Source organism: Limosilactobacillus panis DSM 6035 (assembly GCF_001435935.1).
Classification (GTDB): Bacteria; Bacillota; Bacilli; order Lactobacillales; family Lactobacillaceae; genus Limosilactobacillus; species Limosilactobacillus panis.
Window position 1 is genome coordinate 1 of the sequence record NZ_AZGM01000140.1, and the last position, 24,779, is coordinate 24,779.

Consider the following 24,779-nt stretch of genomic DNA (forward strand, 5'->3'; position numbering starts at 1 on the left):
CGGTGGTGTGAGAGGTCGGTAATTGAACTAATCAATTACCTCCTACTCGATTTCATCGTCGTCTTTTGTTACTTCGCGGGAGACATTCTTTGCCTGGTCCTCATTGTAGCGGGCTAATAGTATCTGCTGGTACTTGTCCTCAATCACGCTATTGATGTCCTCATCAGAATTTATCTGTGGTTTTTCTTCCCTAATTTTGTTGAGCACATCATCTGCAAAGCTAAAATTGGGTTTAACCGCCATTTTACCGTTCAAGACATCCATTGTTTGGTCATAGTCCAACACCGTGAGGTCCCAAGCCGAGCGATCGGCATCCGGTTGGTGTAAAACGTCCTTACTGTTTTTGAGATCCTCGCGAAAACCATTCTCATCATATTCTACTTCTGCCATTTGTCCGTCAGCCTCCTTATTTCGCTAGTAAATTATATCATTTTATAAGGGCTTCTCCCAGAACGGGTAGGAGTCACAGGTTAAGCGAAGGTAGTAGGGCATTTTCCCCGGTTCTTCACCATCAAGTTGACAATCCTGCGGGCTACCGATTTGATATTCAAGCTTACGCGCATGAACCACCCGGGCCTGGCGCGAATAGATTAAACGACCGCCAGCAAACATTAACATGGCAACCAGCAGGGACCACCAGTTTCTCTTTTCAACAACCACCAGCTCCAGCTCATGGTGGTCAATTTTAGCGTCGGGAGCAAGGACAATGCCGCCCCCGATGTAAGGGTGATTGCTGGTAATCAGGAGGAACGTCCGGGAAAGAGTAACCACCCCAGTCCTGTCTTTAATTACTGTTTGAAAGGTTGGCTGGGTAAAAAACACGTGGATAGCCTTGGCAATGTAGGAAAGAGTTCCGAGGTGGTGGTAGTTCAGAAAGCTTTTTAGCCGGGAATGGTTAGTGGCGTGAACAATGGCGGCATCAAAACCAATACCAATGTTGTTTAAGAAGATCCCGTGTTTGCCTGAATTTAGCTCCTGAAAGCAGCCAATGTTAATTTCCCATGGTCGGTCGTTTTTTAAAACCTGTTGAAGGGCAATCCGGGGATCAGTTGATATTCCGTACCCCCGGGCAAAGTCATTACCAGTCCCCGCGGGGATGTAGGCCACCATCATCTTTTCTTGTTTTGCCTGCTGGTAAAGGCCATCAATCACTTCATGTAGGGTCCCGTCACCACCGACCACCACCAGGCAGCCGTATTTTCGCTGTTTGCCGGTATCATTGGCGATTGCGCGGGGATGGCCGGGATGCTTACTGAAGCAAAAATCATAGTCAACGTTTTCCTTAGCCAGCAAGGTTTGCAATAAGCACCAGACATCTGCCGCCTTGCCACTTCCCGCAGCGGGGTTAATTAAGAATAAGTACTTTTTCATGCGCGACGAAACCATCTCCGTTAGCTTAAATTAAACTGCGCCCTTACCGCATCAAAGTTCTTAACTGAAGCGGGCGTCTTTTCATGCGAACTAATGAATTTTTCCATCCAGATAATATCATACCAGCGATCGAACTTGTAACCACAACTATGAAAGTGGCCGGCAAGTTGGAAGCCACGGTGGCGGTGAAAATCAGCGCTATTCTTATCAAGGTGCGGATCATCGTCGCTTTGCGGATAGCCAATGCAGGCGTTGAGGTTTGTAATATTCATCGAACGGCAGACAGATTCAATTTTATCATATAGTTGTTTACCAATTCCGTGGTGGCGGACAGTTGGAGCAACGTAAATTGACGTCTCAACTGACCAATCATAGGCTTTACGAGCTTGAAATGGGCTGACATAAGCGTATCCAACCAGGCGACCACCTTCAACGGCAACCAGGTACGGGTACCGTTGAAGGGTTTGAACTATCCTTCTTCGGAACTCCATCACAGTGGGAACCGTGTATTCAAAAGTAATCGCCGTCTTCTCAACATACGGCGCATAAATTGCTAATAATTGCTCGGCATCGGCTGGCTGGGCAACGCGGATCTGTATTGAACGCATGGGTGAACACTTCCTTTTGCAACAATTAAAAACAGTACACATTTCCTAAGTTGGATGTCCAGTAATTACTAATGAAGACGGTGAAGAGGAGGGCCAGAGCTTTAAAATCAACCTGTCATTAAAATTATAGTTTTAATGCAATTGAATAATGAACCGCCCCGAAGATAGCTTATTTGCGGCCAATCAGCAAGCTGCGTTTTGACCACTATTTTGCATTTACTGTGCATCACATAAAATTATTTTCTCTCGTCTATGCTAAACTTTATTTATAAAGAATAACAGATAAAAATGGAGGCTCCTATGGCAAACAAAAGTAATAACAGAACTTTGATTATGGATGCCGTTGCCAAAATTATTACTAATGATGGCTATGGTAGCGTTTCAATGAGTCAGGTTGCCAAGCTTACTGGATTATCAGTGGCAACTGCTTATAATTACTTTACGAATAAGCAAGATATGATTATCACTACATACCACGAAGCATGTGAGCGTCTTAACCAATACATCATTGACCACGTCAGCAAAAACGGTGCCCCGGACGTTAAACTGGCTTCTTATATGCACGCTATCTATGATTTCTCAAAGATACAGCCGACGACTTTCCTGTTCACTAATAGTATCTTCAATAGTCCCATTAACCGTGAAATATCGCAATCTGACCAGTGGATCGACTCGATTATGCAGCCCTGGATCAAAATAGCACGTGATGGCATTCAGCAAGACTATTTTCGGCAAATGGACCCGCTCACGTTGATCTACTTAGCATATAGTAACGTGAGTTGTTTTATCGTTGATACCTTTAACCACAACATTTCTCCAGATAGTACATCAATTGATGAAATCATCATTCTTTTCTTAAACGGTATCCGAAACCCTAAATATATTAATAATCATTAATCTTTTTAATTGCTGATTGTAAGCCAATCATAAGCATGTGACAAGCTTCACATTGACATAATATTAATATTCATTTATAATTTATTTGTGAAATAAATGTAAGCGCTTATTTTTGCAGATTATCATGTATTTATCGATTACAGGAGGCAATTACTATGAATTCCTTATTTGATCGAACAAGGCTGGGAACAATGCGGCTCAAAAACCGCGTGTTCATGTCAGCAATGGGTACCACGGGCGAAGCGGATGGCTCCTATAACAACGAAGCCATTGATTACTTTGAAGAACGAGCCAAGGGGGGTGTCGGGATGATCATTACTGGTGCTAACGTCATTTCAACTAAGTTCGAGCCCCGGCCATGTACCGAACTCTCCAATTTTCACCATGTAGAGCGGCTTAATATGCTAATTGATCGTTGTCACCACTATGGGGCAAAAGTTTGTGTCCAGCTCTCCCCTGGCCTCGGCAGACAACAGTTCACGGACCCCTTCACCCCACCTTATAGTGCGGGAAGTGTGCCATCCTTCTGGTTCCCTAACCTTAAATGTAAGCCGTTTAGTAAGGAAGATATCCAGTTAAGCGTATGGGTTATTCCGCTAGTTTAGCTATTAATGCTGGTGCGGATGCAATTGAGCTTCACGATTACGGTGGCTACTTATTAGATCAGTTTCAATCCAAGCAGTGGAATAACCGGACTGACGAATACGGCGGCTCTCTCGAAAATCGGATGCGTTTCACCTTACAATGCATTAAAACTATTCAAGATAATGTACCACAAGGCTTTCCAGTTATTGTCAAGTTCACCCCTGATCAGCGGGTTTAAAGGCTTCCGGACCCTGGACGAAGGTCTAAAGATTGCTAAAATCCTTGAAAAGGCTGGCGTAACTGCCCTCCACGTTGATACTGGGTGCTATGAACAATGGTATCAGGCAATTACAACGATTTACAGTCCCGAAGCAAGTAAACTTGATGTCCAGAAAGCCGTCAAAAGAGTTGTTAACATCCCCGTCCTCGGTGACGGAAAGTTAAAGAATCCGCTAACTGCCAAGAAGGTAGTAGCCGATGGTGACCTAGACTACGTTGGCCTGGCAAAGCAGATGCTTGCGGACTCGTTCTGGTTCAAGAAGGTCAAGGCTGGTCACACTGATGACATTGTACCTTGTATTGGCTGTAACGAATGCCTTGCTGCCGGCTTTTCTGGGAAGCACTATTACTGTACAGTAAATCCGCTGTGTTATGCTGAAAAAGCCTTCCGCCTGCCACAAAAAAACGGTGAAAAGCGCGCAGTACTCATAATTGGTGGTGGCTCCGCCGGTATGGAGGCCGCAATTACTGCCAAGAAACGCGGGTTTGAGGCAACTATTTGGGAGAAATCCAACCGTCTCGGAGGACTATTGTGGGCCGCTAGTGCTCCCGCCTTTAAACACGATGTTAAGAACCTACTTAATTACCTAATTACCCAATGCAATAAAGACGGTGTAAACGTTATTTACGACAAGGAGGCAACAAAAGCCGACCTTAAGCGGCTCTAAGGTCAGTTTGATGAAGTGATCCTAGCTACTGGGTCCTCACCAGTCACGACCTCTATCTCCGGAATGAAGGAAAACGCGGCTTTTGCAGTTGACTATCTCAACCACCGCGTTAAACCCGGTCACCACGTCGCCATAATCGGTGCCGGCCTCACAGGAACCGAAACCGCCTGTGACTTGGCTGAGCAAGGGTACCAGGTGGACCTATTCGAGCAATTACCAAACATCCTGCAAAACGCCAACGAGTGCTTGAACAATGAACAGCACCTGAAAGCTAAAGTTGCCGTAGATAATGTTACTGTCCACACGAGTGCAACAGTTAAAGAGGTCGAGAATGGCCAGGTCACCTATGTTGATAATCAGAAACGAGTGCAAACGCTGGCCTGTGATACTGTTTTGAACGCCATCGGTTTTCAATCCAATGACCAGCTTAGTAACGACCTCTATGCCCTCTTTGACGATCACGCAAACGTTATTGGTGATGCATTACAGCCACGTAAGATCATGAACGCAATCCACGAAGGCTACCACACAATTAGAACATTAGAACAATGGAATAGTAACAAAACCCAGGAGATAAAGGGAGCAGATGCCCTTTATCTCCTGGGTTTTCTTTATCCAAACAACAAATCTAAGGCTTGTTCGGTAGTAATATTTTGAATTGGGGTTTTCTGCAACCACTGGTCCAACACCGGACGAATTATTGCCGGCTGAAACATTTTCCCGGCAAGTACCTTCTCCAGGCCTCGAACATCTAGGTTACTGAAAAAGTCACCAGTAATGTGAATCTGCTTTAAATAACCATGATCAACGTTCACGGCGAGTTTAACAAGGCCCCCACCATGAAAATACTTTTCCTTCATAATTGCCGTCCGTGGAGTTTGCCCATAGACAAAGACCGGATTAGCAAAGATCCGCGCCTTAATCGCCTGAATTTCGCCCTGGTCGGCACTCGTCAGCGAATAATTTACTACCTTACCGGCCTGGTTAAAAACAGCCTGCTTTAACTTCGCACCGAACTCATCCGAAGACAAGCTAGGAAGAAAGTTCCGTAAGTTGAGAACCCGCTGGTGGACAGAAGAGATTTTTTTAGCCTTCAGCTTCATTGGGTCAACATGCAGGGCCGCCGTCATTTCATCAATGTTGGCATCGAAAAGAAGGCTCCCGTGGTGAACCACACAGTCATTTCGGTTGTACTGGGCATTCCCGGAAAACTTGCGACCGTTGATTGTCAAGTCATTACGACTGGAGCGCTTCACCGGTAAGCCGAGCTCAGTCAAGGCATTACAAATAATTTTCAGGAAACTATCAAAATCAATCGTTTGCTTTACTGACGGCTTAATAAAGGAGTATTGGTAGCTCCCCCGGTCCGTAAAGATGGTTCCACCGCCCGATAAACGCCGGGCCACTGTTAAATGGTGCAAATCAGCGTATTCCAGGTTGACCTCCGCTAACGCATCCTGGTACTTACCCAGCATAATGGTGGGATCAGTCGTCCAAAGTAAGAAAACAAGGTCGTCAAACCCTTTCTTGGTGAGCCAGTATTCCAAGGCGAAATTGTCAGCTGCCTGGTGCCCCATGCTTTGAACGAAAATCATTACCGACTTACTCCAACGGCAGCCAATTCAGCACTAGCCTTGTAGGAACTCCGAACGAGTGGTGAACTAGCAACGAATTTAAAGCCCTTATCCATCGCAACGTTATAGTACTTCTGGTATCGTTTAACAGGAACCCATTCCTTGAGTGGGTAGTGCTTGGGTGAAGGCTGGACATACTGGCCAATGGAAAGAAAATCAACGCCAGCATCAATCAAGTCGTCCATCGTCTGGTAAACTTCATCGTCTTTTTCACCCAGGCCCAGCATAATCCCGGTCTTAACGTAGGTTCCTTCGTACGCGTGTTCGTGAGCGTAACGCAAAACATTTAATGAGTGATCATACGTTGCCCGGTGGTCACGAACCAATGGGGTAACCCGGCGAACCGTCTCGATATTGTGGTTGAAAACATCCGGTTTGGCATCTAAGACCCGCTGAACAAGGTCAGTCTTCCCTTGGAAATCAGGGGTCAAAACCTCAATCGTCGTGTGTGGTGACAACTCCCGAATTGCCTTGATAACCCGGACAAACTGGTCGGCCCCGAGGTCGGGGAGGTCATCCCGGTCGGTACTAGTAACACAAAAGTGCTTCAGGCCTAATTCTTTGATTGCCTTAGCAACCCGCATCGGTTCCTTCAGGTCAACGGGTGCTGGACGCTTATGGGGAACATCACAGAAGCGACAATTCCGCGTACAGTAAGGCCCCAAAATCATGAATGCCGCTGTTCCCGTCCCGAAGCATTCACCAACGTTTGGGCAGTTTGCTTCGGCACAGACAGTATTCAAGTTAAGTTTATTTAACAGCTTGCTAACGTGCTCAACCTTTTCTTCATCATAACGAACTTTTAACCAACTGGGCTTTTTTGCAGCTAAACTTTCGGTCATAGATAATAGCCAGCCTTTCTATTCATCAACTTCGATTGTTGCAACAACATCCCCAACAGAGATGGGATCGCCTTCGCTGACTTTCTGCTCCTTGAGTACTCCGGCAAAGTCACTTGGGACTTCGCTGATTACCTTTTCGGTTTCCACTTCGAAGAGCGGGTCACCTTTCTTAATTTGATCACCGGGTTGCTTCTTCCAAGTACCAAAAAAGTAATCATCAGACTTGGGACTCAACTTGGGCATTTCAATATTCTTTAGCATAATATTCACTTCCATCCATTTTGTCCAATAACAATCCGCCTAAAGTATAGCACCGATCCTTTCTAAACAGTAACCGCTTTCAAAATTAACTACTTTTTTACTTATAATAGAAAGCCAGGCCGGTAAACTCACCTGGATATTACCATGAAAGACTTAGGAATAATTAGTTAGCTCACAATTACACTAGTCTGCTCATTAATATTCACATTGCCGTCTTTAAAATGCTAAAATATTAGTATTTGATATATTGAGATGGAGTTATATAATAATGGATTTTTCATTTACAAATAAGCGACCGCTAAAGATGCTCTACCTAAAGTACACCTTGGTGTTTATCTTTCTGGCAGCTTGTATTTTTGGGACATACTTGCTGACCGGGCATACCTTCATCCTCAGCAAGGATGCCCTAAACCAGCACGTGCCCCTGCTGGCCAATTATCGTCAGGCACTGATCAATTTTTTTCATCATCCAAGCCATTTTTCCTTCTGGTCATGGCAAATGGGTCTGGGGACCGATACCTTCCAGGTCTATTCTTACTACACAATTGGTGACGTTTTCGCCTACCTCGCCCTCCTCTTTCCGGCAGCTAAAATAACCCTCGCTTACCAGGTAATCGGGATTATCCGAATGTTCTGTGTCGGCTTAGCCTTTGTTTACTTTGCCCAGCACTTCAAATTCCGTGATAACGTCATTTTAGCCGGGGCGACTACCTACATGGTGAACGCCTTCCTCCTCTATGCATGCGTTGCTCAGCCCTTCTTTACGACCCCGTTCATCCTCTTCCCATTAATTGTGGTCCAGATTGAACGGGTCCTTCAGGGAGGCAGTGCCTGGCCGCTAACGGGGGTATTTATCTGGATGCTAATCAGCAACTACTACCTTGCTTTTGTTCTCGGCATTGGCGCTGTTATCTTCCTGGTATTACGGGTCCTGACTCACTACCGTCACCGTCTCAGTTACATGCCGACGGTGGCTAAACTCGCCTTTGCCACAATCACCAGTCTTCTGGTGTCCGCTGTTATGCTGGTTCCAGAAATCATGGCCATCATCAACTCAACCCGGACTGGTGCTGAGTTTGCTAACGGGCTTAAGGTTTACCCTCTCTACTACTACCTCTTTTTACCCAAGCAACTGATTAACGGTGGGCAGTGGTATTTCATGTACTGGACAGCACTGGGAATCGTGTCAATCGGGTTCATTGCCCTGGTCTACATTTATATGCACTACCGGCAGTACCCCTTACTGACAATTAGCCTCTTCTGTTCTTTGGTGATGCTCCTTATTCCCGCGGTGGGCGCTTTCTTCAATGGAATGATGTCGGCATCTAACCGCTGGACACTGCTGATTTACCTGCCGTTAGCAATGGCCGTCTGCCTATTGATGCAGAATGCTCCAGTAATCAGTCGCCACGAACTAAATATTCTGAGCTTGGCCACCGGGATTTATGTCCTAGTCCTGACCGCCACCTATTTCTTTGACAACAAGGATGACAGTTTTGTCCCCGTCATCTTCCTGATTATTTCTCTAATGGCACTCTGGGTCGTAAAGGTTCAGCCAGCAATTAAACTCGACCGCTACCTGCTTTTGATCATCCTGCTCAATGCTGGATTTAACGCCATCTACTCCGCCTTCCCCGCTAAGGGAAACTTCTCAACCATGATGCTCAGCCGGGGTGAGTACCAAGCCATCACCGCGAATCGCTATGGTGGCCTTGACAAGGGTCTTAAGAAGAACCCCTTTTACCGGGTTTCGACGGTCAGTCAAAACCAAATCATTAATAATAACACTAGTCCCGATGGCCTCGGGCCCAGCCTCGATAACGACCTAACCTCGGGCTTGCATAATATTGACTCCTACTATTCCCTTCAGAACAAGTACCTCGGTCAATTCAATAACTCCCTGCAGAATAACCAGTATCAGGCAAATATTCCCATCCGCCAGGCCGATGACCGGTCCGTGATGAATAACTTCTTCGGTGTTCGCTACCTCTTTGTCCAGAGCAACGGGAAAAACGCCCTGAAGATCCCCCATGGTTACTTCCTCGATAAGGCAACTGACCCCGTCATCAACTACGACGTTGGCCAGCCGAGCCCAAATAGCATCAAGAATAACAAGAAGTTGCTGCTGCCCACCCAGACAATTCGCTACAAGAGTAACCAGGCCTTCCCACTGATGTATTGGCAAGGTGATTATATCAGTAGCGGTCGTTACCAGCGTTTATCGCCAAGTGAAAAGGAACGCGCTCTGGCTAGTGGGGTCCTCGTTGATGGCAAGGCCAAGGGGATGCGCTCGGCTAAGTTGACCCGGGCCACCGTCCTAAAGAGTCAACTGGTCTCGAACCGCCTAAACAAGGTTAACCCTCACCATCTGAAATATACCGATAGCGATGAGTATTACCAACTGCAGTTTCCTGAATTGCAAAAGGCAGGGGTGGCGCGCCGCTACCGGGGGAGCGAACTGCACATTGAATTTTCCAAGATTAAGTACACTCCATTTACGATGCGTGAGCAAATCAAGTATGACAAGCAACACCTCCAGCAAATGGCCGTTAATCCGGGAAGCCTTATCAACCAGCGTTATAACCAGTATAAGTACTGGCGTTACCACGTCTTAAACGGGTCACCCGACATCAGCTTTAAGCTCAATTATAATAGTAAGTTTGGCACAGCTAGTGTCATCCAGGCCAAGCAAAATGTCCTGTCCCTGTTCAAACGGGTAACAAACTCGACGTTAAACATTGGCTACTACAATGGCAAGCTTCCGGTTAGCTTGAAGTTCCAGCCTTCCAAGTTGGGAAACTACCAGCTCCACTACCGGGTCGTGGCTGTTAAGCTTGGTCACCATTACGACCAGCAGGTTCAGGCAATTCAACGCCATGCCTTGAGGAATATCCGCTTCGATCGGAATAGCTTCCGAGGCCAAATCACAACGAACCGTCCGGGGGTATTGACCTCCTCGATCCCATACTCGACGGGTTGGTCTGTCAAAGTTGATAACCACCCCGCCAAGACAATCCGCACCAACCAAGCCTTTCTCGGGGTTTGGCTGCCCCGGGGTAATCACCACGTTACCTTTACCTATCAGGTACCAGGATTATTGACAGGGGCTAAGGTTAGCCTGATTGGCCTCCTTTGGCTCGTCTTTGCTGTCCTGGTTTCAATTATCTGGAAGAAAAATAAGAAGTAATAGAAAAGGTCCACTGACGCTCAAGAAAACTGAGCGTTAGTGGACCTTTGATAATTTTGGAAAGCCTTTTATGCCAAGTGCCGGCGCAGGTACTTAGCTAGTAATGACAATGAGTAACAGACAATGAAGTACAGGACCGCCAGCGCAACGAACATTGGGATAATGTAATTAGTGTTTTGCCCGTAGATGATTTGTGCGTGGTACATCAACTCCGGGAGAACAATGATGGTTGCCAAGGAGGTATCCTTCACTAAGGAAATAAACTGGCTGACCAAAGCCGGCATCATGTTACGTAAAGCCTGCGGCAGGACAATAATCCGTAGAGCCTGCCAGCGGGTCAAACCATTGGCCAGGGCCCCTTCTGTTTGCCCGTAGTCAATTGAATTAATTCCTGACCGGACGATTTCGGCGACCATTGCCGACTCAAAAATTGACATGGCAAGGATGGCGGCCGGAATAATTTCGGGCTTGATTCCAATATTTGGCAAACCAAAATAGGTGAAGAAAATAATCAACAGTAACGGCAAGTTTCGGATAATGTCAATGATAAAACCGACAATTGCGGAAAAGTACTTAAATTTTTCGTAGCGAATAATACCTAGGATGGTTCCTAAAATAAAACTAACAATAATTGAGACCACAGAAATTTCAATTGTGACCCACAGTCCCTGTAAAAGGAAGCGGATGTTGATCCAGGAATAGGCATCAATGAAGTTTTGCATTTGTCCCACCCCCCTAAGCTAGTTTCTTTTCCAGGTGCCGCATGTAATAGCTAAGCGGCAGGGTGATAATCAGGTAGAGCACCCCGACGATGAAGTAGGTCGGCATCGTCTGTAGGGTGTCGTTAGCAATCAAGTTCCCCTGGTACATCAGGTCGAAACCAGCAACGAAGGCCAGAACGGAGGAGTTCTTTACCAGGTTGATAAACTGGTTGCCTAGTGGTGGAATTACGACCTTAAACGCCTGGGGCAGGATAATGTAGCGCATTGCCTGAGTATAGGTCATTCCGTTGGCCAGGGCCCCTTCCAACTGACCCGTTTCAACGGAGTTAATTCCCGCCCGAACCGTTTCGGCAATGAAGGCGGAGGTGTACAGGGTTAGGCCAATCGTGCCCGCCGTAAAACCGTTGATCTTAGCGATATACATGGGCACAATCAGGAAGAAGCCCATCGCAATCACCAGTAAGGGGATGTTCCGAAAGACTTCAACGTAGACACTACCAATTACCCGAATAACCCGCTTCTGTGAGATTTCCAAAAGGGCAAAGAATGTCCCAATAATTAGACTGCCAATCAAGGCAATCACGCTGCAGAGGATGGTGTTCCATAACCCCAACAGGAGCGGTTGCCACTGGCTCGAAATTAAATTAATCATTACCGCTTCATCTCCTGGTAATTAAATCCTTTGACATGACCAAACCACTTCAAGAGGAGACGGTTATAAGTGCCGTCTTTTTCAACCTGGTCCAGTGCCCAGTTGAGCTTCTTGCGAAAACGGTTTTGGTTCTTATTTACCGCAATTCCATAGGGTTCCTTAGTGAAATTACCACCAACTACCTCGTAGTGGGGATTTTCGGCGGCCATCCCGTATAGGATCCCGTTATCCGTCGTCAAGGCATCACCCTGCTTGGACTTCAGGGCCGTCATCGCCTGGGCGTAGTCGGATAGCTGCAGGACCCGGGCACGCGGGGCAAACTTCGCCACGTTCTTGACGGAATTAGAACCCGAAACACCTAAGATGACCTTGCCCGGCTTGTTCAAGTCCTGGATATTCTTGATAGGGCTCCCCTTCTTAACCAGTAGGGACTGGCCCGCATCGAAGTATGAATGGGTAAAGTCAACCTGTTTTTCCCGTTCCGGGGTAATGGTCATCGTGGCCATAATCGCGTCAATGTTCCCGTTCTTCAGCAAGGGAACCCTGGTCCCACTGGTGACGGGGACAAAGGTACATTTTCCGTTGGGGCCCAAGATCTTCTTGGTCAGGGCCTTGGCCAGGTCAATTTCGAAGCCTTCCAGTTTGCCGGTCCGAATGTTTTCGAGACCGAATAAGCGGGTATCGGCTTTTACCCCCCAGGTGATCCGGTTGGTCCTTTGGTCGGTAGTCAAGACATCCTGCTCAGCGACTGACTTTGCCCCGCAAGCGGACAAGCAGGTCAGTAACACTAACCCCAGGAAGGCGGCTGATATCAAGCGCCAAATCTTACGCATGACTAATCACCCCTTCCTCACAGATGGCCACTGATCTTGCTCATGAATTCGCGGGCCCGGTCGGTAGATGGCTGGTCGCCAAAGAACTTCTCGGTTGAGTCATCCTCAAGAATCTGCCCATCGGCCATGAAAATAACCCGGTCGGCAACCGCCCGCGCAAAGCCCATTTCGTGCGTCACCACCAGCATGGTCATGTTTGAATTTTTAGCAATGTCCTTCATAACATCCAAAACGTCATCAATCATTTCGGGGTCAAGGGCACTTGTCGGTTCATCAAAGAGGAGGCATTTGGGCTGCATTGCCAGGCTCCGGGCAATTGCAATCCGTTGTTTTTGCCCACCCGAGAGCTGGCTCGGCATGCTATCGGCCTTATTGGCCAGCCCGACCTTATTGAGGAGCTGCATTGCCAGTTCATGGTTTTCGTCTTCAGGGCGCTTAAGGACAATCCGTGGCGCCAGCATAATGTTTTCCAGAACGGTCTTGTTCTGGTAGAGATTAAAGTGTTGAAAGACCATCCCGACGTCCCGACGGAGCTTGTTGATATTTGTCTTCTTATCAGAAAGGTCGTAATTATTAACAATCAGTTTACCGGACTGAATCGGGTCAAGGCCGTTGATGGTCCGAATCAAGGTACTTTTTCCTGAACCGGATGGACCAATTAAGACCACCGTTTCTCCGGCATCAACATTCAGGTTGATATTTTTTAGAGCGTGAAATTTTCCATAATATTTTTCAACATTATGGAATTCAATCATTGACATACTATATCCCCCATCCCAATCATAAATTATGATGTTAAATATGTTATAAACAACGCTTTTAATTATAGGAGTCGCGTTACTATTCGTCAAAGCCATTTTAAGACGGTGAGCACGTAACTTTAGTTCATAAATTACGTAATTTATGGGCCACTCAAAATGGCTTGTTCAGGGGGAATGTGGTTTAATACTATTAAAGAAAATAAGCTAGTTAACATAATTCAATTATCGTAATGGGAGATGGTACGATCACTAACCGTGAATTAAAATTTATTAGTAAAAAGATGTCCTATGCCCTGCGCCATAATCCCCAAAAATATGGAATTAGTCTGGATGAGTATGGGTACACCGACCTTGATGGCTTCATTTCCGCAATGAACCGGGTCCACCACTTCTCACCTGCCCTGACTAAGGAAACGATTGATGAAGTAATCGCTAAATCAAATAAGAAACGCTTTGCAATCAGGGGAAACAAGATTTGTGCGCTCTACGGTCATTCAATCCCGGGAATCATTAAGCACCGAGCATCGGTCCCACCTGCCGTCCTCTTTCATGGCACTGCACGGCGCTTCATGCCTAGTATTGATAAACTAGGTCTACTGCCGATGCAGCGTCAGGTTGTCCACCTTTCTACTGATATTGCGACTGCGCGAGCGGTGGGGATGCGCCATGATAGTAACCCCGTAATTCTCCAGGTAGATACAGTGGCCGCCCGTAAAGCCGGCATCGAGTTCTACATCGGTAATGACCAGGTATGGCTTTGTGATGAACTACCGAGGCAGTTTTTCAAAGAAATTCAAGGAAATTAAAAAAAGTACTTGCCTATTTACGGATCACTTGGTAGAATAATAAACGTTCGCTAAAGAACACTAATAAGTTCGGAAAATAGCTCAGCTTGGTAGAGCACCTGGTTTGGGACCAGGGGGTCGCAGGTTCGAATCCTGTTTTTCCGATAACGACTTAACCGGGACCATCAACTTCAGATTGAAGCTGGTGGTCCCGGTTTATTTTATCCTACCTATTTTCAATCAGTGGCAGGTAAACATTGGCCCACCATTCGTGCTTTTCCTGATCATTAGTTTGACCATCCCGTTTCCACTGGACAGGCTGAATCAAATGATCCGGAACCCCGAATAGTCGTTGGCGTCCCTTGACCGGTACCGGCTCAATATGGTAAGACTTCCCCGTTTGAAATGGCGAAAAGCGCCAGCCCAAAGTCTTGTCAGGAAAATGGTAGATTCCTTCCAGATTCATGACACATAAGCCGTAGCCGGACAAGTAACCACAAGTTTTACGGGCATTTGCACATATCAGTACGGGCCCCCGATACTTTGTTTGCCAGCTCCGGTATTCCACCAGTTTTTCATCCCAGGCAACGGCCGCCGCATTTTGGGGATAAAGCGATAAGGCTTTCATATTCTTCCCTTCTTCTACACTTGTTTGTGCCTAACAGTTTATAATAGTAAGAAGAGATTTTAAAGGAGGAAAAAATGGAAGCCGATAAGTACCTGAATCTAATTCAAGACGAGCTGAAAAAGCTCCCCGACTACGTAAACGAATACTACCTGGGAACCAACCACGCGGTAACAACGACTTACCAATATCTGACCGAAATTCGCCGTTTCTTTGACTGGCTCCGTATCAGCGGTCTTTGTGACGCTAAAAGCAATCGAGAAATCAGTACCAAGGTGCTTGAAAAGCTCCGTCGTAATGACATCATGCTATACATTGACCATTTAAAACACACCCAAAACAGCCAGGGGCACCTCAATTCACCAACCTCAATTAACCGGTCAATCAATGCCCTCCGCTCACTGTTTAAATTTTTGACGGTTACTGCTGATGTTAATGACGGTGAACCATACTTTTACCGTAATGTCATGGCCAAGATTGATTCACTAAATGATACCAAAACCCTGAATTACCGTGCCCACACCCTTGCGGCCCATATGTACCGCGGCCAGATGAAGTTTGACTTTATCAACTTCATTAATAATACCTATCCCCAGAAGTGCGACAAGCGGGCCCTTCCAGCATTTAAGCGCAACAAGGAACGTGACGTGGCGATAATTGCCCTAATTCTCGGAACCGGCGTCCGGGTTTCTGAAGCAGCGAACACTAACCTTGCCGACCTCAATATCAAAGAAGGTCTCTTAGACGTGGTCAGAAAGGGGGGACAAAAGGATTCGGTGCCAATTGCCCCCTGGGCAACCCAGTATATTAAGGACTATCTGCTAATTCGGGTCCAGCGTTACCACGCCCTCAAGAAAGATATCGCCCTTTTTCTAACGGTCTACCATGGTACAACCCGGCGGATGACTGCTAATTCGATCGAACGAATGGTTAAAAAGTATTCAACAGCGTTCGGCCACCCTCTGACGCCCCACAAGCTTCGCCACACCTTGGCTTCGGAAATGTATGAAGTTACTAAGGATCAGGTCCTGGTTGCTCAGCAGCTAGGACAAAAGGGCACCTCAGCCACGGACCTTTACACCCACGTTGACCAGCACCAGCAAAGGGCGGCTTTAAAAGAAATTAGTGATGAAGAAAACAATAAGTAGTTGCTCAAACGGCCGCGATTATCCAGGACTGGATGATCGCGGCCGTTTTTTCATCCTATTTAAATTTAACTGCCGTTCCATAGGCAACAACCGACTGCATATCCGTACTGATTGAGCCAGAATCGAAGCGCATCATTACCACTGCATCGGCCCCCTTTTTATGGGCCTCGTCAGCCATCCTTGAAATTGCCGCTTCCCGAAATTCATGGAGCATCTTAGTGTAGGCCTTAATTTCGCCACCAACGATATTCTTCAGTCCCGCCCCAATATTGCTGAAAACGTTTTTGGACTGGGTCGTAACACCAAATACTTCCCCGATAATTTCATAATCGTGCCCGGGAATTTTTTCGGTTGTGGTAATTAACACAATTTCCCTCCTCAGATATTTCACAGGTTCTGATGTTATTTTAACACATCGCACAATTAGCGCTGAGCGTAACTAAGATGATCAAGTACCCGTCAAAATAATTTTCAGAGTGTCTGAGAGCTAATTGCCTTTTTTAACCAGCTTTTTGAGGAAAAAGGTGATCCGTAAGACTCTTTTGATGAAAGAGTCTTACAAATCTTTTAGAGGAAGCCCGGTATAATAGGCTTTTAAATTGATGTATTTTTGTGTAAGACTGTTGTATAATTTTATTTAAAAAGTGTCTCACGTAATTAGGCCTATTAATAACCCTCCTAATTACTAAAATAAGGAGTTTTGAGTTTTTATGTTATACAATGCAGCTTTAGTTCTTGAAGGTGGCGCCTTTCGTGGCCAGTACACTGCGGGGATCGTTGACACCTTCTTAGCACACCACATTGAATTCCGCAGCGTAATTGGTGTATCTGCCGGTTCACTGTGCGGAGTTAATTTTGTATCAAAGCAGTACGGTCGGGCAGCAAACATCAACATCAACCACCGGCACGACCGGAAGTACATTTCAATGACCCGGATTTTTCGCAAGCAGATTATCAATCTTAATTACCTCTTTGAAGACCACGGATATTCCTGGCAGAATTTTAACGAGGCAGCCTACCGCCGTTCGGCATCGCACTTCACCGCGGTGGCAACCTCGGTTGAGAGCGGTAAGACTGTCCTTTTCAACGATCCCGTTAGTGATGAGTTAACCGTCGCTCTCAAAGCATCATCATCGATGCCCTTCCTGTCAGAACCGCAGCGTACTTCTCAGGGACCCTGCCTTGATGGTGGAATTACTGACTCCATCCCGTATGATGTTGCCCAGCAACAGGGCTATGACAAGATAGTTGTTGTCCGTACCCGGGATGTCAACTACCGCAAGAAGCCTTCCAGTAAGCCTGTTAAGGAACTGTACCGCCGCTTTTATAAGGATTATCCGGTCTTTGCTGAGGCGGGAATAATGCGGCCCGTCCGTTACAACCAACAGGTTAACCAGATTAATAAACTTGCCAAAGATGGCCAACTTTACAACGTTGCTCCCAAATCACCAATTAAGATTAAACGAGTGGAAGGTAACGTTAAGAAAATTCGCCGCCTTTACGAACGGGGAAAAAAGGAAGGCGAGGAGTATTTACCGGGTCTAATTCGTTACCTAGAGAACTAGTCAAAGGAATGGTAATTATGTCAACTAAGCAAAAAAAGCGGATATATGTTCCCAAGAACAAGACCAATGGCCAAATAAAGGGACGGAAAAAGATTTGGGTAGAAAACGTTAAGTTTCTGACCCTGGACGAATACGAAAAGTTAGAGGAGACAATTAAGAAATACTCGCGTCCGGAACTCGTTAACCGCAACCTCCTGATGATTGCGATTGCTCTCAACAATGGTCTCCGTGCTTCCGACGTGGTTACCCTCCGCGTAGGGCACGTCTTGAACAAGACTAAGACCCGGGTGATTGAGCAAAAGACGGGTAAGGCAAAGACCCTCTTCTGGAATAATTGTCTGGCGGAAATTATTAACTACCTGAACGACCTCGATTACCATGATGAAAACGACTACCTCTTTCCTGGGAAACAAGATGGCCACTTCTCGGTCCACGGTTTTTATGAAATGCTGCAACGGATGGGGAGGAAGACCGGTGACCCGAAGATTGCCGCCAAACTAGGTACCCACTCTTTTCGGAAGACATTTGGGCGCCAACTATACAAGAAAGGCGTGAACGTAGAAATTATCTCCCAACTGTTCAACCACTCATCAGAACGTAATACCCGTCACTACTTGGGGATTGAGCAGGAAGACCTCGATAAAGTTGTTCAGAACTTTAAATTTGAGTAGATGTCATATCATATATTATGTCAACTAGCGCTTAGCAATTAGTTGGTGTATAATATATATAATTAAATAATCGTTTTGCATTAGGGGTGTCTGTTTCCCAGACTTAGATACGGTTAGATCCGTGGACCCTACGAACCTGTTAAGTTGACACTTGCGAAGGAAAATGCACATCTTGTTTAATGACCAGGTTTTTTTGACCTGGTCTTTTTTGTTAGGAGGCGGCCAATGAACAAACATATCATTTACCAGCTACGTAATCAGCATCCGATTGTATTCACCATTGCTAACACCGTAACTAGCGGCAAAGTTGCCGACGGACTGAGTGCGCTGGGCATCTCACCGATAATGTCTTTTCAGCCTACTGAAGCCTTAGAACTTGCTAAGCTTGTACAGGCAGTGGTAATCAACCTGGGTACACCATGCCAGCCATTAGAAGCCGAATTTGACAGCGGTGCCGCGGCTGCTAACCAGTTATGTACACCCCTGGTTCTCGACCCGGTCGCTTGCGGCAGTTCTGCTTACCGGGCTCACCTGGCAAGGCAGTTACTGAGTCAATATGACTTTACAATTATCCGCGGCAATGCCGGTGAGATTGCCGCTTTGGCAGGCGAACAATGGGAAAGTCATGGGATTGACGCCGGTTCGGGGAAAAAGAACCAGGTTGATATTGCTCGCAGGTGTGCACACCTGTATCACTGCGTTGTTGTGCTCTCCGGAAAGGAGGACATTATCACAGATGGTACCGTGGCCTACCAAAACCGGTGTTCCACCCCCTGGCTGGCGACTAACGTGGGCTCCGGTGACCTTCTTTCGAGTACCATTGGCGCTCTACTCGGCATTGGCATTACACCACTAATTGCGGGACTAGTTGGTTGCCGGATAATCACCACTGCTGGCACCAAGGCCGCCCAAGGTGCTAACGGACTCGGCAGCTGGCAGGTTCGTTTCTTAGACGCCCTAAGCAAGCTTAACGATCAAGATTTAATGATAGAAAGGATCCTTACTAATGACGAATGATTTTCCGCAGGCACTCACGATTGCTGGAACTGATAGTGGCGGGGGCGCCGGCATTGCTGCCGACTTTAAGACCATGCAGGAACGCGATGTCTTTGCGACAATGGTAGTTGTGGCCGTCACTGCACAGAATACCCTGGGCGTGCAGGATGCCTTTCCAATGCCACCTAAAATGATCGACGAACAGTTTGCTTCGCTGGCGGAGGATCTTAATATTCGGGCCTGCAAGACGGGAATGTTAGCCGATGCGCCCCGGGTTTTGGCGGTAGTCCGCAACCTCAAAAAATATGATTTTGGTCCCGTCATTGTTGACCCGGTAATGATCGCGAAGGGTGGTGCCAAGTTATTGAGTGACGATGCAATTGCAACCGTCCGTGACCACCTCCTCCCCCACGCTAGTCTGGTTACCCCTAACCTTCCTGAAGCTGAGGAATTAACGGGCCTAAAGATTACTACTGAGGATGAAATGGAAAAGGCCGGAAAAGCGCTGCAAAACTTGGGCGCAAAAAACGTGCTGGTCAAAGGTGGGCACTTCACAAACGCAAATGAGGCCAACGATTTTGTCCTGCTGGAAAACGGGCACAGTTTCTGGCTAACCGCCAACCGAATAAACACGAAGAACACCCACGGCACCGGGGACACTATCTCTTCTTGCATCACGGCTGAGTTAGCCAAGGGACATTCAATGGAAAAGGCCATCCGGACGGGAAAAGAGTACGTAGAAGCGACAATCAGGAATGGGATTAACGTCGGTCATGGTCACGGGCCATTGAACCACTGGGCAAAGATTGGAAGTGAGCAAAAGTGAAATTCAACCCACGCATGCTTGAAACCTACCTAGTTGGTGGTGCCCAGGATGTGAACAACGACCCCACTGCCTTCCTAGACAGTGTTAAGCAAGCACTAAAAGCCGGAATTACCGCTTTCCAGTACCGGGAAAAGGGCACCAGTAAGCTAACCACAGATGAAAAAGCTGGAATGGCGCGGGTCCTTCGTAAATTGACCCGCGAATACGGAGTTCCCCTTTTGATTGATGACGATGAGGAACTCGCCCTAAAAGTCGGTGCCGATGGGGTCCACGTTGGCCAAAAAGATCGACGGATCGAGAAAGTCATCCAACGCGCTCATGGCAAATTAATAATCGGCTATTCTTGTAATCAAGTAGACCAGGTGACAAAGGCTAATTCGCTACCAATCGACTACATTGGTAGCGGCCCGGTCTTTGCCACTCACTCAAAAGACGATGCGGACCCGGTAATTGGCTTATCAAAGCTAAAACAGCTGGTTTCCTTAAGTACCCACCCGGTCGTGGCGATTGGTGGCATCAATTCCGCCAACATGGCCCAGACACTGGCAACTGGGGTTGCTGGCCTTTCCGTCATCTCAATGGTGCTTCAGAGCAATAATATTGGCTTGGCCGTAAGCGAAATACGTCAGTTGCTTTTTAATCTGCATAGCTAAAATTATGTTAACTAACCCATCTTAAAAAAGCGGTAAAGAGGTTCTCTACCCCTTACCGCTTTTAATATAAGGATATTTGCCGAACCAGGTCATAAGCTTGGGAAAAAAGGACTTCTTCATTCCCGAGGAAGATACTAGCCTTAAGTATCAGGTCCAGTTCGGTTACTGACATACCGAGAATGTACTTCTCTCGTCTTTCAATCCAGGCAGCAGGCTCTTCCTGAACTCGAACCCGATCGTAGAGGTACTTACGAAACTTTTCTACCTCAATCCCATATTGTGCTGCCTCCGCTGTATCAGCAAAGCGGTTTAAGAAGAAATCGCGGTCAAGTTTCTTCCTCGTGCTTGGGTAACAAGCGACGAGTTCCTTCTCTAGTGAATGGTAGAGGCGAAGCAGGAGGATTACAATTTCCTGCCTCTCGGCAACGTTTTGCACTTTTTTTATGCGCGGATCAACAACCAATGAACGAGTCGTTCCTAGAATGCTGAGCAATATTTGCTGTTCCGCCGCACCGGGATTGATCCGCAGGATTTGTTTAATTTTTGGATTTTCCAAAATCTCAATTGAGCACAGTATTTGCCCATTAAAAAGGTAATGAACTTCCGTCCCAATCAGCTGAATCTGTAGTCGATTAACCTGATTAGCGGGCACATACTTCACGTTCCAGGTTGTAAAGAAAGCCGCTAACCGGGCGAGCAATTCTTTAAATTCCATAGTGGGTCCCCCGTCTGACGCCACCCCATCTCCACCTTTATTATACCGTGAAAATGGTGTTTAAAGATAAAAAAGAGGCCTAAAAAGAAGGCCTCTTTTGCATGGTAGGCAATCACTCTACCACTTGTTATCATACCAACTTTGTCGTCTTTTCACAACATTAATTGGCCTTTTGTAATAATTTGCTGATTGTAATGGACACCGCGACCCCAACTGCTAGTGGCAGGAGGGCCGTGTAATTGAGGTGGCAGACCTCAAATAGCATAAACATTGCCATCAGTGGCGCCTGCTGTGAAGCGGCAAGAAAGAGCGCCGCCCCCAAAACGGCTGCTTGCGCGAGAGTAACTGCTGGGATAACCATCATGTAGCAAATACCGACAAATACGCCAAGAACAGCACCAGCAGCAATTGACGGTGTTAGGATACCACCATATCCACCACACTTGATTGTCCCAAGGGTAATTGCCACCTTCGCCAAAAGGCCAAATAACAAAAGCATTAGGACACGTTGGCTGACTGTCCCGGCGTTGATAGCAAGCTGGGCCAGGCCCCGGCCATTCCCCATTATTTGTGGATAAAAGCTCGCCACACCAGCAGTAATAAGTGATAAAATCGGTAGTTGGACAAGAATATTCTTATTTGTCGCCCGCTTCTCTTTAGCGAGCTTAACGCCCTGTTTAAAAGCGGTCCCCAAAAGGCCACCAACTATTCCCAGAATGACCGCCAGGGGAACTGTCCAGAGGCCAAAATTACGGGAGCCAACGATGTAATATGGTGCGTACCCCTTGACAATTGAACCAATCAGGGTTGCAATTACTGACATCGTGAGACTAACCGCGATCACGCGGGCATTCACCTTTTTGTAAAGCAGCTCAATGCAAAAGACTGCCCCGGTCAACGGTGCAATATAAACACCCGCAAACCCGGCACCGGCCGCGGCAGCAATCAGTAATTTCTGGTCATCATTGCTTAATCGCAGTCGACCGTTTGCAAGCCGCGTCCATTTCTGAGCAATTGCGGCACCGGCTTCCCGTGGCGCCAATTCACGACCAATTGAATTTCCGGTGCCAACAAAGAAGATCTGGGTGCAAACGTGAATCAAGGTCTTTCCAAGCGGCATTGTTTTCCCGGTTATGGCCTTTCCAATACTTACGGGATGATATTTACGCTGCAAAACATACCAGATCACGGCAGAAATAACCCCACCAATCAGAACAGAGATGAGCCGGTGGTGGCCACTAACAAACACGTTTACCGGCACCAGGTTAGTTTCCTTAAAGTCGAGGAAAAACTCCTCCGTATAATCTAAGAGGAGACTTAACAATAGTGAACTGCAGCCCACTACGGTTCCCAAGACTAGGGTTGCAACTGTCATTGCAAAGTTATTTGATTTATCGTTCATGGGTTCACCGCCTTTTTTATAAACGTCTGTCATTATATCACGGCTTACCCTTTTGCTAAATCAATAAGGAAAATTTATGGATTTCAGGTGATTACTTTTTATGACTATTCATACTAAAAAGAAATTATTGGCTGGACTGGCTTGTTGGTTAGTGTTTACTGGAATACTGGTTGCCGTCGTCACTGGGCAAGGATGGGTGCGTGAGTTCGACCGTATCGGTTATGCGATTACCCACCCGGTTCGACCGTGGAAAACAGGTTTGCTGAACATTATTACGACCTGCGGGGACCCGTTTGTAATTGACATTCTCACCTTCTTTCTTGTCCTCCTACTAGTTTACAAGCGGCGCTTTCGACAGGCCCTCTGGGTAGATGCTATCCAGTATGTTGGTTACCTCTTAGTTATCGGCATCAAATACAGTGTCCTTCGCGTCCGCCCAATCCATCGCCTTGTTAACGTGGGCGGGTATAGTTTCCCCAGTGGCCACACCTTTGCAACATCAATTTTTATGCTGACCATTTTATCTTTAGTTTGGCCGGTGCTTAAGAAGCGGTGGCAACGTTACCTGCTAGTGATTGCTGTTATTTCGGTAATTGCCCTCGTAATGCTTTCGCGGGTTTACTTACGTGCCCACTTTCCTACGGATGTTACTGCGGGACTACTTTTGGCCCTGGGCTGGTGGTTTTTATTTATTATTTTTGGTGTTTAATTTGTTGTTTGTTTTAGTTAAAGTAAATAATATCTAATGTGTTTGATTAAGCAAGAAAAAAACGGTAGAATTTAACTATTATCACTAAACTGTGGGAGTCAATAATATATGGAAACAGCTTTTCTCTTCACCCTAACCACCATTTTCATTATCGAAAGTGTCTTTGAAGTACGCTATTACGCCCAGGTGCGAACGATTTTTCTCCGGTCTGGGCGAGCTGCACCGACCAAAAGAGTCTCCCGGATTATCAAAGTTGAAAACATGTGGAGCTGGGGTTCATGGATTTTTCTTATTCTGATGTTTATCCTTCCAGAACGTTTCACCTTCCTATTGATCTGCATCATTACCCTAATTGAAACCTGGGTGATTTACGAACTTCGTAACGCCCGTAACTATGCGGAAAAGATTAATAAATAAGTGCACATAACAGCGTGTTCCGGACATCTAACGCGGCGGAACAAAACAGTTGAAAGTACAAGAGGGCTCTAGTGTTCGGATGATTCGAACACTAGAGCCCTCTTTAACTATATAGGAGACTTATGTCACAGCACTTGCTTTTTACGAATTACTTACCTACTTGCTGGTTTGCCTTTCCATCATCAAGGTAGTTAACCATCTTCAGAAAATTATCAACATCTAAACTTGCCCGACCAATCAGGACCCCATCGATATCCGGCTTGGCCATTAGGTCCTTGATATTATCAGGATTAACACTTCCCCCATACAGGATCCGAATTTTGTCGGCAATTTCGTAGGTATAGTTATCGGCAATCGTCCGCCGGATTGTCCGGCACCCTTCCTCTGCCAGGGCGACGTTAGCGTGCTGACCAACACCAACCGCCCAGCTCGGTTCATAAGAAATGACGACATTACGAATCTGGTCCAATGAAACCCCATGGAGAACACTCATGAGTTGTTGGAAGACGTAGTGGATTTCACCATTGACTTCTTTTTGAACCATCGTTTCATCGGTACAGATAATCGGGGTGACCCCCATCTGGAGGGCCGCCTTGACCTTCTTATGAACAGCCGTGTTATTTTCACCAAAAAGACGGCGCCGCTCGATATGGCCTAGCATGGCGTAGTTGGTCCCTAAATCATGAAGTCCCCGCAAACTGATTTCGCCCGTAAAGGGGCCATTGTATTCTGCCGCTGCGTTTTGAGCAATGATCTTCAAGCCCGAATTTCTAGCTGCCTGGACCATACTGTAGAGGGCAAATGCTTGCGGAGCAATTCCAACTTCCACCTTTGCCGGGTCGGGAAGCTTGTCCTTAATCTGGTTCACAAAGTCAACCGACTCCGCAATGTTCTTATGCATTTTCCAATTAGCGGCAATAAATGGTTTTCGCATGATTCTTCCTCCGTCCGCTTTTTCCTCTATTAT

Annotated in this window: 28 protein-coding genes, 1 tRNA gene, 1 pseudogene and 1 riboswitch; of the genes and pseudogenes, 15 read left to right on the forward strand and 15 right to left on the reverse strand. The window is 46.6% G+C overall.

Annotated elements, in window-relative coordinates:
* Positions 1–42: 42 nt before the first annotated feature.
* From FD32_RS08515 to FD32_RS08525, 3 genes are read right to left on the reverse strand one after another with little or no spacing between them, the layout of a single operon-like run.
* The gene (locus tag FD32_RS08515) at positions 43–390 is read right to left on the reverse strand and encodes a hypothetical protein (RefSeq protein WP_047766992.1); all 348 of its coding nucleotides are present in this window, start codon (positions 388–390) and stop codon (positions 43–45) included.
* A 42-nt stretch (positions 391–432) separates the two neighbouring features.
* Positions 433–1,371: a diacylglycerol/lipid kinase family protein gene (locus FD32_RS08520; protein WP_047766994.1), complete on the reverse strand. Its 939-nt coding sequence runs from the start codon at positions 1,369–1,371 to the stop codon at positions 433–435.
* A 20-nt stretch (positions 1,372–1,391) separates the two neighbouring features.
* Positions 1,392–1,979 carry a GNAT family N-acetyltransferase gene (locus FD32_RS08525; protein ID WP_047766996.1) on the reverse strand — a complete coding sequence of 196 codons (588 nt, stop codon included), beginning with the start codon at positions 1,977–1,979 and terminating at the stop codon, positions 1,392–1,394.
* Positions 1,980–2,279: 300 nt separating this feature from the next.
* Between FD32_RS08525 and FD32_RS08530 the strand changes: the two genes are divergently transcribed.
* The 4 genes and pseudogenes from FD32_RS08530 to FD32_RS10475 all read left to right on the forward strand — a co-directional run bounded on the left by FD32_RS08530 (position 2,280) and on the right by FD32_RS10475 (position 5,065).
* Positions 2,280–2,876: a TetR/AcrR family transcriptional regulator gene (locus FD32_RS08530; protein ID WP_047766997.1), complete on the forward strand. Its 597-nt coding sequence runs from the start codon at positions 2,280–2,282 to the stop codon at positions 2,874–2,876.
* A gap of 155 nt (positions 2,877–3,031) precedes the next feature.
* Positions 3,032–3,481 carry an oxidoreductase gene (locus tag FD32_RS10125; RefSeq protein WP_202812204.1) on the forward strand — a complete coding sequence of 150 codons (450 nt, stop codon included), beginning with the start codon at positions 3,032–3,034 and terminating at the stop codon, positions 3,479–3,481.
* Positions 3,460–3,699 carry an oxidoreductase gene (locus FD32_RS10510; RefSeq protein WP_202812205.1) on the forward strand — a complete coding sequence of 80 codons (240 nt, stop codon included), beginning with the start codon at positions 3,460–3,462 and terminating at the stop codon, positions 3,697–3,699. Before FD32_RS10125 ends, FD32_RS10510 begins: the two co-directional genes overlap by 22 nt.
* Positions 3,700–3,973: 274 nt before the next feature.
* Positions 3,974–5,065 (forward strand): annotated as a pseudogene (locus FD32_RS10475) (NAD(P)/FAD-dependent oxidoreductase).
* On the opposite strand, the gene FD32_RS08540 reads toward FD32_RS10475, so the two are convergent.
* The 3 genes from FD32_RS08540 to FD32_RS08550 are packed head-to-tail and all read right to left on the reverse strand — an operon-like array spanning position 5,020 to position 7,145.
* Positions 5,020–6,003 (reverse strand): lipoate--protein ligase, encoded by a 984-nt coding sequence (locus FD32_RS08540; RefSeq protein ID WP_047767000.1) that lies wholly within the window; start codon positions 6,001–6,003, stop codon positions 5,020–5,022. The pseudogene FD32_RS10475 and the gene FD32_RS08540 sit on opposite strands and share 46 nt — an antisense overlap.
* Positions 6,003–6,884, reverse strand: coding sequence for a lipoyl synthase (gene lipA / locus FD32_RS08545; protein ID WP_056962170.1), 882 nt, complete (start codon positions 6,882–6,884; stop codon positions 6,003–6,005). The genes FD32_RS08540 and lipA overlap by 1 nt, the downstream gene beginning before the upstream one ends.
* 18 nt (positions 6,885–6,902) lie before the next feature.
* Entirely contained in the window at positions 6,903–7,145 is a 243-nt protein-coding gene (locus FD32_RS08550; RefSeq protein ID WP_047767004.1) for a biotin/lipoyl-containing protein, read from the reverse strand.
* 268 nt (positions 7,146–7,413) lie between these two features.
* On the opposite strand from FD32_RS08550, the gene FD32_RS08555 reads away from it, so the two are divergent.
* On the forward strand, positions 7,414–10,332 hold the full coding sequence (locus tag FD32_RS08555) for a YfhO family protein (RefSeq protein WP_056962171.1): 2,919 nt from the start codon (positions 7,414–7,416) through the stop codon (positions 10,330–10,332).
* Positions 10,333–10,400: 68 nt separating this feature from the next.
* On the opposite strand, the gene FD32_RS08560 is transcribed toward FD32_RS08555, so the two are convergent.
* The 4 genes from FD32_RS08560 to FD32_RS08575 are packed head-to-tail and all read right to left on the reverse strand — an operon-like array spanning position 10,401 to position 13,300.
* Positions 10,401–11,054 (reverse strand): amino acid ABC transporter permease, encoded by a 654-nt coding sequence (locus tag FD32_RS08560; protein ID WP_047767007.1) that lies wholly within the window; start codon positions 11,052–11,054, stop codon positions 10,401–10,403.
* A 13-nt stretch (positions 11,055–11,067) separates the two neighbouring features.
* The gene (locus FD32_RS08565) at positions 11,068–11,706 is read right to left on the reverse strand and encodes an amino acid ABC transporter permease (protein ID WP_047767008.1); all 639 of its coding nucleotides are present in this window, start codon (positions 11,704–11,706) and stop codon (positions 11,068–11,070) included.
* Positions 11,706–12,539 (reverse strand): transporter substrate-binding domain-containing protein, encoded by an 834-nt coding sequence (locus FD32_RS08570; RefSeq protein ID WP_047767009.1) that lies wholly within the window; start codon positions 12,537–12,539, stop codon positions 11,706–11,708. The genes FD32_RS08565 and FD32_RS08570 overlap by 1 nt, the downstream gene beginning before the upstream one ends.
* 17 nt (positions 12,540–12,556) lie before the next feature.
* On the reverse strand, positions 12,557–13,300 hold the full coding sequence (locus FD32_RS08575) for an amino acid ABC transporter ATP-binding protein (RefSeq protein ID WP_056962172.1): 744 nt from the start codon (positions 13,298–13,300) through the stop codon (positions 12,557–12,559).
* Between the two features lie 230 nt (positions 13,301–13,530).
* On the opposite strand from FD32_RS08575, the gene FD32_RS08580 reads away from it, so the two are divergent.
* The gene (locus FD32_RS08580) at positions 13,531–14,106 is read left to right on the forward strand and encodes an RNA 2'-phosphotransferase (protein WP_047767013.1); all 576 of its coding nucleotides are present in this window, start codon (positions 13,531–13,533) and stop codon (positions 14,104–14,106) included.
* Between the two features lie 70 nt (positions 14,107–14,176).
* A tRNA-Pro gene (locus tag FD32_RS08585) sits at positions 14,177–14,250 on the forward strand.
* A 61-nt stretch (positions 14,251–14,311) separates the two neighbouring features.
* Here FD32_RS08585 and FD32_RS08590 read toward each other — a convergent pair.
* Positions 14,312–14,713 (reverse strand): ASCH domain-containing protein, encoded by a 402-nt coding sequence (locus FD32_RS08590; RefSeq protein ID WP_047767015.1) that lies wholly within the window; start codon positions 14,711–14,713, stop codon positions 14,312–14,314.
* A gap of 74 nt (positions 14,714–14,787) precedes the next feature.
* Between FD32_RS08590 and xerS the strand changes: the two genes are divergently transcribed.
* On the forward strand, positions 14,788–15,858 hold the full coding sequence (gene xerS, locus FD32_RS08595) for a tyrosine recombinase XerS (RefSeq protein ID WP_047767017.1): 1,071 nt from the start codon (positions 14,788–14,790) through the stop codon (positions 15,856–15,858).
* Between the two features lie 55 nt (positions 15,859–15,913).
* On the opposite strand, the gene FD32_RS08600 is transcribed toward xerS, so the two are convergent.
* Positions 15,914–16,225, reverse strand: a complete 312-nt coding sequence (locus tag FD32_RS08600; protein ID WP_047767019.1) for a heavy metal-binding domain-containing protein — start codon at positions 16,223–16,225, stop codon at positions 15,914–15,916.
* Between the two features lie 343 nt (positions 16,226–16,568).
* Here FD32_RS08600 and FD32_RS08605 point away from each other — a divergent pair, with 343 nt between their 5' ends.
* From FD32_RS08605 to thiE, 5 genes are all read left to right on the forward strand, one after another.
* Positions 16,569–17,423: a patatin-like phospholipase family protein gene (locus FD32_RS08605; RefSeq protein ID WP_047767021.1), complete on the forward strand. Its 855-nt coding sequence runs from the start codon at positions 16,569–16,571 to the stop codon at positions 17,421–17,423.
* Positions 17,424–17,440: 17 nt separating this feature from the next.
* Entirely contained in the window at positions 17,441–18,094 is a 654-nt protein-coding gene (locus FD32_RS08610; RefSeq protein WP_047767022.1) for a site-specific integrase, read from the forward strand.
* 72 nt (positions 18,095–18,166) lie between these two features.
* A riboswitch (TPP riboswitch) is annotated at positions 18,167–18,273 on the forward strand.
* Positions 18,274–18,319: 46 nt separating this feature from the next.
* Positions 18,320–19,111, forward strand: coding sequence for a hydroxyethylthiazole kinase (gene thiM, locus FD32_RS08615; protein ID WP_047767024.1), 792 nt, complete (start codon positions 18,320–18,322; stop codon positions 19,109–19,111).
* The gene (gene thiD, locus FD32_RS08620; RefSeq protein ID WP_047767026.1) at positions 19,101–19,916 is read left to right on the forward strand and encodes a bifunctional hydroxymethylpyrimidine kinase/phosphomethylpyrimidine kinase; all 816 of its coding nucleotides are present in this window, start codon (positions 19,101–19,103) and stop codon (positions 19,914–19,916) included. Before thiM ends, thiD begins: the two co-directional genes overlap by 11 nt.
* Positions 19,917–19,930: 14 nt before the next feature.
* Positions 19,931–20,569, forward strand: coding sequence for a thiamine phosphate synthase (gene thiE / locus FD32_RS08625; protein ID WP_420323847.1), 639 nt, complete (start codon positions 19,931–19,933; stop codon positions 20,567–20,569).
* A gap of 61 nt (positions 20,570–20,630) precedes the next feature.
* On the opposite strand, the gene FD32_RS08630 is transcribed toward thiE, so the two are convergent.
* Together FD32_RS08630 and FD32_RS08635 are read right to left on the reverse strand one after the other, a co-directional pair.
* Entirely contained in the window at positions 20,631–21,284 is a 654-nt protein-coding gene (locus FD32_RS08630; protein WP_047767031.1) for a hypothetical protein, read from the reverse strand.
* 160 nt (positions 21,285–21,444) lie between these two features.
* Positions 21,445–22,686: a chloride channel protein gene (locus tag FD32_RS08635; RefSeq protein WP_047767032.1), complete on the reverse strand. Its 1,242-nt coding sequence runs from the start codon at positions 22,684–22,686 to the stop codon at positions 21,445–21,447.
* A gap of 100 nt (positions 22,687–22,786) precedes the next feature.
* On the opposite strand from FD32_RS08635, the gene FD32_RS08640 reads away from it, so the two are divergent.
* Both FD32_RS08640 and FD32_RS08645 read left to right on the forward strand, forming a co-directional pair.
* Complete coding sequence (locus FD32_RS08640; RefSeq protein ID WP_047767034.1) at positions 22,787–23,395, forward strand: phosphatase PAP2 family protein; 609 nt, start codon at positions 22,787–22,789, stop codon at positions 23,393–23,395.
* 108 nt (positions 23,396–23,503) lie between these two features.
* Positions 23,504–23,812 carry a hypothetical protein gene (locus tag FD32_RS08645; RefSeq protein ID WP_047767036.1) on the forward strand — a complete coding sequence of 103 codons (309 nt, stop codon included), beginning with the start codon at positions 23,504–23,506 and terminating at the stop codon, positions 23,810–23,812.
* Positions 23,813–23,960: 148 nt separating this feature from the next.
* On the opposite strand, the gene tpiA is transcribed toward FD32_RS08645, so the two are convergent.
* Positions 23,961–24,746: a triose-phosphate isomerase gene (tpiA, locus tag FD32_RS08650; RefSeq protein ID WP_047767038.1), complete on the reverse strand. Its 786-nt coding sequence runs from the start codon at positions 24,744–24,746 to the stop codon at positions 23,961–23,963.
* Positions 24,747–24,779: the final 33 nt, after the last annotated feature.